This window comes from Xanthobacter versatilis, assembly GCF_043193975.1.
Classification (GTDB): Bacteria; Pseudomonadota; Alphaproteobacteria; order Rhizobiales; family Xanthobacteraceae; genus Xanthobacter; species Xanthobacter autotrophicus_E.
On the sequence record NZ_JBAFVB010000015.1, the window covers coordinates 73,868 to 82,252 of the forward strand.

Sequence of the window (8,385 nt, forward strand, 5' to 3'; positions counted from 1 at the left end):
TCAGGCCTCCTGCTTGCGCAGGATGAGGAAGGCGAGCCCCAGCAGCGCCGGCCAGAAGGCCGCGGTGGCGAGGACGAAGGGCAGGAGCTCGAAGAAGCCCAGGCCCTTGGTGAAGGCGCCCACGCTGATGCGCATGAAATAGGTGGTGGGGAAGAAGGTGCCCAGCACCCATGCCCCGCCCTCCAGCGTCGCTACCGGCTGGAGCATGCCGGAGAACTGGGTGGCCGGCATCATGGTGCCGATGGCGGTGCCGAACAGGGCCGCCACCTGGGTATTGGTGAGGGTGGAGGAGACCAGGCCGATGGCGGTGGTGGCAAGCACATAGGCGAGCGCCCCCAAAGCCAGCCCGAGGAAGGAGCCCTTCAGCGGCACCCCGAACAAAAACAGCGCCATCAGCACCATGACGCCGAAATTGAAGAAGGCCACCCCCGCATAGGGCAGTTGCTTGCCCAGCAGGAATTCCAGCTTGGTGACGGGCGTGACGTAGAGGTTGGTGATGGAGCCCAGCTCCTTCTCCGTCACCACCCCCAGGGCGGTGAGGATGGCGGGGATGAAGATGAGCATGAGCGCGATGGTGGCGGGCACCATGGCGTCGAGGCTGCGGAACGACTGGTTATAGCGGTAGCGCATCTCCAGCGTCGCGGCCGCCGACAGGGTGCGTCCCGCCTGCTGCGCCGCGTCCGACAGGAACATGGCGTGCACCGCCGCCACATAGCCCTGGATGGTCTCGGCGCGGAACGGCATGGCGCCGTCGATGGTCACCAGCACCTCGGTGGGCCGCCCGGAGCGCAGATCCGCGCCGAAATTCGGTGGCATCTCAATGGCGAAGGCGATGGCGTTGGATTTCAGCCGCCGGTCGAGGTCGTCCGGGCTGGCGAGCGGGGGCTGCACGACGAAATAGGGGGAGTGGGCGAAGCCGTCCACATAGGCCCGGCTTTCCGGCGTCTGGTCGCGGTCGAGCACGGCGAAGCGCAGCTTGTCCACGTCGAGGGTGATGCCGTAGCCGAAGATGATCATGAGGAAGGCCGTGCCCAGCAGCGCGAAGGCAAGCCGGACCGGATCTCGCTTCAGCTCCAGGGTCTCGCGCCAGGCATAGGCGCCGAGGCGGCGCGGCGAGAAGGCGGCGGGCCGGCCGGTTGCCTTTGGCGCCGGGGGCGGCAGGCGGGCGTCGGTCTGCGCCGCCCGGCCACCCATCTCCATATAGGCGACGAAGGCCTCCTCCAGCGTCGCCGCCTGCTTCTCGTCCTTGAGCGCCTGCGGCGTGCCGGTGGCGATCACCTGGCCCGCATGCATGAAGGAGATGCGGTCGCAGCGTTCCGCCTCGCCCATGAAATGGGTGGAGACGAAGATGGTGACGCCATCCTCCCGCGACAGGCGCTGGAGATGGTCCCAGAAATTGTCGCGCGCCACCGGGTCGACGCCCGAGGTGGGCTCGTCGAGGATCAGCACCTCCGGCTCGTGCAGCACCGCCACCGCCAGCGACAGGCGCTGGCGCACGCCGAGCGGCAGGCCGTCGGCGAGGGCGTCGAGGTGGCTGGCAAGGTCGAAGGCGCGCACCAATTCGGCGATGCGCCGGTGCGCCTCCTCCTCCGGGAGGGAGAACAGATGGGCGTGCAGGTCGAGGTTCTGGCGGACCGTGAGTTCGCCATAGAGCGAGAAGGCCTGGCTCATGTAGCCGACGCGCCGGCGGGTCTCGATGTCGCTGGGGTCCACCTGGACGCCGAACAGCAGCGCCTCGCCGGAGGAGGCCGGCAACAGGCCCGTGAGCATCTTCATGGTGGTGGACTTGCCGCAGCCGTTGGAGCCGAGGAAGCCGAAGATCTCGCCCTTGCGGATCTTGAAGCTCACATGGTCCACCGCGACGAAATCCCCGAACTGCCGGGTGAGGCCGCGCGATTCGATGGCGATGGGCGCGTCGGGGGCGATGGCATCGATATGCTCCGTGCCGTCGCCGTCGCCGCGCTGGCCTTCCGGCAAAAGCGAGATGAAGGCGCGCTCAAGATTCGGCTGGCCGGTGCGTGCCAGAAGGTCAGCCGGGCTGCCGTCGGCGAGGATGCGGCCGCCATCCACCATCACCACCCGCTCGAAGCGCGCGGCCTCCTCCATGTCGGCGGTGGCGACCAGCAGTGTGAGGCCGGGGCGGGCGGCGCGGATGGTCTCGATGAAATCCCAGAACTGGCGGCGCGACAAAGGATCGACGCCGGTGGTGGGCTCGTCCAGCAGCAGCAGGTCGGGGTCGTGCACCAAGGCGCAGCACAGGCCGAGCTTCTGCTTCATGCCGCCGGACAATTTGCGCATGAGCCGGTCGGCGAAGGGATCAAGGCCGGTGGCGGCGAGCAAAGGCGCCACCCGCGCGCCCTTGGCGCCGGCCTCCTCGCCGAACAGGCGGGCGAAGAAGGCGATGTTCTCCGCCACCGTCAGGTTGGGATAGAGGTTGCGCCCCAGTCCCTGTGGCATGAAGGCGATGCGCGGCTGGGTCGCCTCGCGGGCGCGATGGTCGGAAAAGTCCGCCCCCAGCACCTCCACCTTGCCGTGCTGGATGCGTTTGGCCCCTGCGATGAGGCCGAGCAGCGTGGACTTGCCCACCCCGTCCGGTCCCACCAGCGCCACGGAGGCGCCTTCGGCGATGGCGAGGTCCAGCCCCTCCACCGCGACGGTTTGGCCATAGAGGTGGCGGATGCCGGCCAGATGGATGGCGGCGCCCGCCATCGCCTCGCTCACCGGTCCTTCGCTCACCGGCACTTCGCTCACTTGGCGGCCTCGCCCACGAGGTCGGACTGGAGCCAGGAGGGCCATTGCGCCTTGGGATCCATCCGCACATAGCCGACGCCGGTCACGCCGGTCTTCACCTGCTCCAGGTATTTCTCCACCAGCGGGCGGGCGACGCGCAGCTTCACGCGGAACATCATGCGGTCGCGCTCGCGCTGGGTCTCCACCTGCTTGGGGGTGAACTGCGCCCGCGCCGACACGAACGAGACGGCGGCCGGCACGGCGCGGTCGGGCAGGGGCTCCAGCAGCAGCCGCGCCTCGGCGCCGAGGGTGATGGCGCCGGCGTCGGCGGCGGGCAGGAAGATGGTCATGTAGACATCGGACAGGTCGATGAAGGTGAGCACCTTGCCGCCCGCGCCCAGCACCTCGCCGGGCTCGGCGAGGCGGTAGATGACGCGGCCGGACTTCGGCGCCGTGAGGGTGCCGTCCTCCACCATGCGGGTCAGGCGCTCCACCTCCGCCTCGGCGGCGCGGATGGCGGATTCGCTCGCTGCGAGGCTGCTCTGGGCCGCGGCCAGCGCCGCCTGCGCGGTCAGCTTGGTGGTGCGGTATTGATCCACCTTCTGCTCGGTGGCGAAGCCCTTGGCGACAAGGGTCTCCTGCCGCTCCAGCTCCTTGGCGGCGAGGTCCAGCTCGCCCTTGCGCTGCTCCACCACGTGGAAAGCGGTGTCGCGGGACTGGCGGGCCTGGCTCGCCTGCGCATCGGCGGTGCGCAGGGCGGCGGCGGTCTCGGCCACATCCATATGGGCCACCACCTCTCCCTGGTGGACGAAGTCGCCTTCCTCCGCGAGCACGTCGAGCACGCGGCCGGCGGCCTTGGTAGCCACATCCACCTGCGTCGCCTCGATGCGGCCATTGCCATAGGCGAAGCCCGGCGGCAGGGCGCGGCTGCGGCTTGCCATGTACCAGGCGCCCGCGCCCCCGGCGCCGACGACGGCAAGGAGGGCCAGCAGGATCACAAGCGTACGCTTCATGACAGGACACCTTTTCGGCGTGCAGACGCGCCCGCGGAAGGTCCTGCGGAAAGGTGCCGGCAAGGGGATGCCACAGCAGGCCACTCCCGCGGGGCTTCGGGGCGGACTTCAGGTTACAACTTACGGCGGTGCAGCAATACGGCGTTGATCAAGGTCAAGCCTCGTCGATCCGCGCCTGCAGCGCCATGGCGCCGGCCGGATTGCGCACCTTGGCGCCACTGATGAGGTAAATGAACACGTCCCGCTTGGCCTTGCCGGCCTTCGCCGCCGGGGCGAGGGCGGGCAAGCCCTCCGGCACCGCCCCCTTTTCCCAGGCGCCGGCGGCCCTGGCCCAGCGGTCCAGCCCGGCGGCGTCATAACCGGTCTCCACCTCCTCCCGGGTGCGCTGGAGCCGGGCATAGGTGAAGTCCGCCGTCACGTCGGCGATGGCGGGATAGTCGTCATGGTCGGCATAGACCACCGCCACCTTGTGCTTGCGTGCCAGCTCCACGAAGTCCGGCACCGCGAAGGAGGGGTGCCGCACCTCCACCGCATGGCGCAGCCTCACTCCCTCGTGGCGCTCCGGCAGCAGGGCAAGGAAGGCTGAGAAATCGTCCGGGTCGAAGGCCTTGGTGGCCGCGAACTGCCAGTTGATGGGGCCGAGCCGGTCGCCCATCTCCACGATTCCGCTGGCGATGAACTTGCCGACGCTCTCCTGCGCCTCCGCCAGCACCCGGCGGTGGGTGACATAGCGCGTCGCCTTGAGGGCGAAGACGAAGCCGTCCGGCACCTGCCCGGCCCATTCGGCGCAGGATTTGGCCGAGGGCGTGCGATAGAAGGTGCCGTTGATCTCGATGGTCTTCAGGCGCTCGGCCGCGAAGGGCAGCTCCTTCCTGTGCGGCAGGCCCTCCGGGTAGAACACGCCCCGCCAGGGCTCGAACGTCCATCCGCCGATGCCGACGCGCACGCTCATGGGGTTCCTCCTTGCCGTGTGACCGACCTTGTCGCCGCCGTCCGCGCGCCCTTAGGGCAAGGGCAGGACGTGGGAATATTTCACCTGCTCCAGCGAAAACGAGCTTTCGATGGAGGCGATCCCCTCCAGCCGGGTCAGCTTCTGCTTCAGGAACCTCTCATAGGCATCGAGGTCCGCCGCCACCACCCGTAAAAGGTAGTCCCGCTGGCCGGTCATGAGATAGCATTCCAACACCTCCGGCCAGGTGCGGATGGCGGCGGCGAAGGCGTCCAGCGCCTCCTCCTTCTGCCGTTCCAGCTTGATGGAGACGAACACGCTCACCGGCAGGCCGGCCTTGCGCTGGTCCAGCACCGCCACGTAGCGGGAGATGAGGCCGTCCTCCTCCAGCGCCCGCACCCGCCGCAGGCAGGGCGAGGGGGAAAGGCCCACCTCGTCCGCGAGATCGGCGATGCTCATGCGCCCGTCGCGCTGCAGGGCGGCGAGGATCTTCCGGTCGATGGCGTCGAGGCGCAATTTTTCGCTCCAAAAGCGACAGATATTGGCAGGATATGCCTCAATTGGTCCCGTGTTAATGTGGATTTGAGCGAACCTGCCGGGCGGCTCGCGCTAGACTTCCCGGCAGCGGCGCGCCGGGCCGGAAGCGCGCCCCAAAAAACGCCCTTCGAGGAACGCCCCATGGACCGCCACACGTCTCATCCGCCCACGCCCTCGGCGCTTTCCACCCCCCTGCGCCCGCGCCCGGCGCCGCCGAGCGCGGGCGATCTCGCGATCCTCGCCGAGCTGGAGCGCAAGGTGCTGTGGCTGGCGAGCTGGATGATCCACAACGCCAACCACCTGCGCCCCGGTACGGACGGGCTGAAGGTGGGTGGCCATCAGGCCTCCTCGGCTTCGCTGGCCGCCATCATGAGCGCGCTCTATTTCCACGTGCTGCGCCCGGAGGACCGGGTGGCGGTGAAGCCCCACGCCAGCCCCATCTTCCATGCCATCCAGTATCTGTTCGGCCGCCAGACCCGCGAGCGGCTGGAAAACTTCCGCGGCTTCAAGGGCGCCCAGTCCTACCCTTCCCGCACCAAGGATGCGGACGACGTGGACTTCTCCACCGGCTCCGTGGGCCTCGGCGTGGCGCAGACCCTGTTTGCCAGCCTGGCGCAGGATTACGTCCACGCCCACGGCCTCGCCGGCGACCGGCCCAAGGGGCGCATGATCGCCCTGGTGGGCGACGCGGAGCTCGACGAGGGCAACGTCTTCGAGGCCCTGCTGGAGGGCTGGAAGCACGAGGTGCGGAACACCTGGTGGATCATCGACTACAACCGCCAGAGCCTCGACGGCGTGGTGCGCGAGGGCCTCTACGAGCGCTTCACCGGCATCTTCGAGGCCATGGGCTGGCAGGTGGTCGTGCTCAAATACGGCACCCTGCAGCAGGCCGCCTTCGCCGAGCCCGGCGGGGCCGCCTTGAAAAGCTGGATCGACACCTGCCCCAATGCCGAATATTCCGCGCTCACCTTCCAGGGCGGGGCGGCCTGGCGCAAGCGCCTGATGGACGATCTCGGCGATCAGGGCGAGGTCTCCGCCCTCATCGCCCGGCGCTCGGATGCCGAATTGTCCGCCCTCATGACCAATCTGGGCGGCCACGACATCGCCGCGCTGATCGCCGCCTTCGACGCCATCGACCACGACCGGCCGGTGGCCTTCCTGTGCTACACGGTGAAGGGCTTCGGCCTGCCGCTGGCCGGCCACAAGGACAACCACGCCGGCCTCATGACCCCGGCCCAGATGGAGGCCCTGCGCGCAGCCATGGGTGTGGGCGAGGGCCGCGAATGGGAGCCCTTCGAGGGGCTGAAGCGCCCGGCGGGCGAGCTTGCCGCCTTCCTTGCGCGCGTGCCGTTCGCGCAGGGCGGCCCGCGCCGCTTCACCGACCCCGCCCTTGCCGTGCCGGCGCTGGCGCCGCCGCCCAATCCGGTGATCTCCACCCAGGCCGGCTTCGGCCTCATCCTGCAGGACCTGGCCAAGGGCGAAAGCCCGCTTTCCGACCGCATCGTCACCACCTCGCCGGATGTGACCGTCTCAACCAATCTGGGGCCATGGGTGAACCGGCGCGGCCTGTTCGCCCATGCGGCGCTGGCGGATGTGTTCAAGCGCGAGCGCATCCCCTCTACCTTCGCCTGGGAATTCTCGCCCAAGGGCCAGCACGTGGAGCTGGGCATCGCCGAGATGAACCTGTTCCTGACGCTCTCGGCCTTCGGACTCTCCCATTCCCTGTTCGGGGCGCGCCTCGTGCCGGTGGGCACGCTCTATGATCCCTTCATCTGCCGCGGCCTCGATGCGTTGAACTATGCCTGCTACCAGGACGCCCGCTTCATCCTGGTGGCGACGCCCTCCGGCATCACGCTGGCGCCCGAGGGCGGGGCCCACCAGTCCATCTCCACGCCGCTGATCGGCATGGCGCAGGACGGCCTCGCCGCCTTCGAGCCGGCCTTCGTGGACGAGCTGGCGGTGCTGATGGAATTTGCCTTCGACTATGTGCAGCGCGACGGGGAGGGTGCCGCCGACGAGCGCAACTGGCTGCGCGACGAGACCGGCGGCTCGGTCTATTTCCGCCTTTCCACCCGCCCGCTGGAGCAGCCGAAGCGGGTGCTGAGCGCGGCGCAGAAGCGCGGCATCGTGGACGGCGCCTACTGGCTGCGCGAGCCCGGCCCCAATTGCGAGGTGGTGGTGGCGGTGCAGGGCGCCGTGGCCCCCGAGGCCATCGCGGCGGTGGCGCTCATCGCGCAGGACCGGCGCGACGTGGGCCTGCTCGCCGTCACCTCCGCCGACCGCCTGAACGCCGGCTGGACGGCGGCGGCCCGGGCCCGCGAGCGCGGCTTTGCCGGCGCCACCAGCCATGTGGAACGGCTGCTGGAGCCGCTGCCCCGCCATTGCGGCATCGTGAGCGTCATCGACGGCCACCCGGCCACGCTGGGCTGGCTGGGCGCGGTGGCGGGCCATCGCCTTCGTGCGCTGGGCGTGGAGCATTTCGGCCAGACCGGGACGCTGTCGGACCTCTACGCCCACTATGGCCTCGACACCGCCGCCATCGTCGCCGCCGCGCAGGCCATCTCGCCCGGCCGGCCGCTCCGCCATCTCAAGGCGGTGTAGGGCAGGCCGGTGAGCATGTGCCCCGCGTTCGAGCATTTCGGATGAGGGGCACCGGCATATGAGCAAAATGCCCGGCCTCGATGACCAGAGCGGCCTGCGCCAGCCCAATGGACTCACATCCTAGGCCCGGGCGGCGCCTGAGGGCCGCCGCCCGGTGTCGATCAAAGACGCAAGACGCGGCAACAGCCGGCCGGCCGCTCGCCCGGGCGGCTGTGACGCGGCCGGTGAGGTGGAAGCGGGTCCTGGGCTCTGCTGGCATCGGTGAAAGACCGCGTCTGCGGGTGTCAGGGAGAGCGCGCGCTACCGGCCACCGCCTATCCCATGGCGGCCCGGCCTTGGCAGCCGATCGCCGATGTGCCCATCGGCGGGCATGTTGGGGACATGGCCCACCATGTCATCGGACGGCTTGTCGTTGCGCTTCGGGTCCGCTAGAAGCGCAGAACCACACGCCCGGCGCCCGGCGCCGCGCCCTCGCGGAGAGGTGGCAGAGTGGTCGAATGCACCGCACTCGAAATGCGGCATACGGGCAACCGTATCGGGGGTTCGAATCCCCCC

5 protein-coding genes and 1 tRNA gene are annotated in these 8,385 nt (G+C 69.4%); 2 read left to right on the top strand and 4 right to left on the bottom strand.

The genetic code is table 11. The features are described from left to right. From rbbA to V5F66_RS21280, 4 genes are all read right to left on the bottom strand, one after another. Window positions 1–2,709: a ribosome-associated ATPase/putative transporter RbbA gene (gene rbbA / locus V5F66_RS21265; protein WP_394094678.1), complete on the bottom strand. Its 2,709-nt coding sequence runs from the start codon at window positions 2,707–2,709 to the stop codon at window positions 1–3. Window positions 2,710–2,747: 38 nt separating this feature from the next. Further along, entirely contained in the window at window positions 2,748–3,743 is a 996-nt protein-coding gene (locus tag V5F66_RS21270) for an HlyD family secretion protein (RefSeq protein WP_394094675.1), read from the bottom strand. Window positions 3,744–3,897: 154 nt separating this feature from the next. After that, window positions 3,898–4,695 (bottom strand): DUF72 domain-containing protein, encoded by a 798-nt coding sequence (locus tag V5F66_RS21275; RefSeq protein ID WP_394094676.1) that lies wholly within the window; start codon window positions 4,693–4,695, stop codon window positions 3,898–3,900. A 51-nt stretch (window positions 4,696–4,746) separates the two neighbouring features. Continuing rightward, on the bottom strand, window positions 4,747–5,208 hold the full coding sequence (locus V5F66_RS21280; protein WP_011995891.1) for an Lrp/AsnC family transcriptional regulator: 462 nt from the start codon (window positions 5,206–5,208) through the stop codon (window positions 4,747–4,749). A gap of 162 nt (window positions 5,209–5,370) precedes the next feature. Here V5F66_RS21280 and V5F66_RS21285 point away from each other — a divergent pair, with 162 nt between their 5' ends. Then, window positions 5,371–7,830: a transketolase gene (locus V5F66_RS21285; protein ID WP_394094677.1), complete on the top strand. Its 2,460-nt coding sequence runs from the start codon at window positions 5,371–5,373 to the stop codon at window positions 7,828–7,830. A 483-nt stretch (window positions 7,831–8,313) separates the two neighbouring features. After that, a tRNA-Ser gene (locus V5F66_RS21290) sits at window positions 8,314–8,385 on the top strand.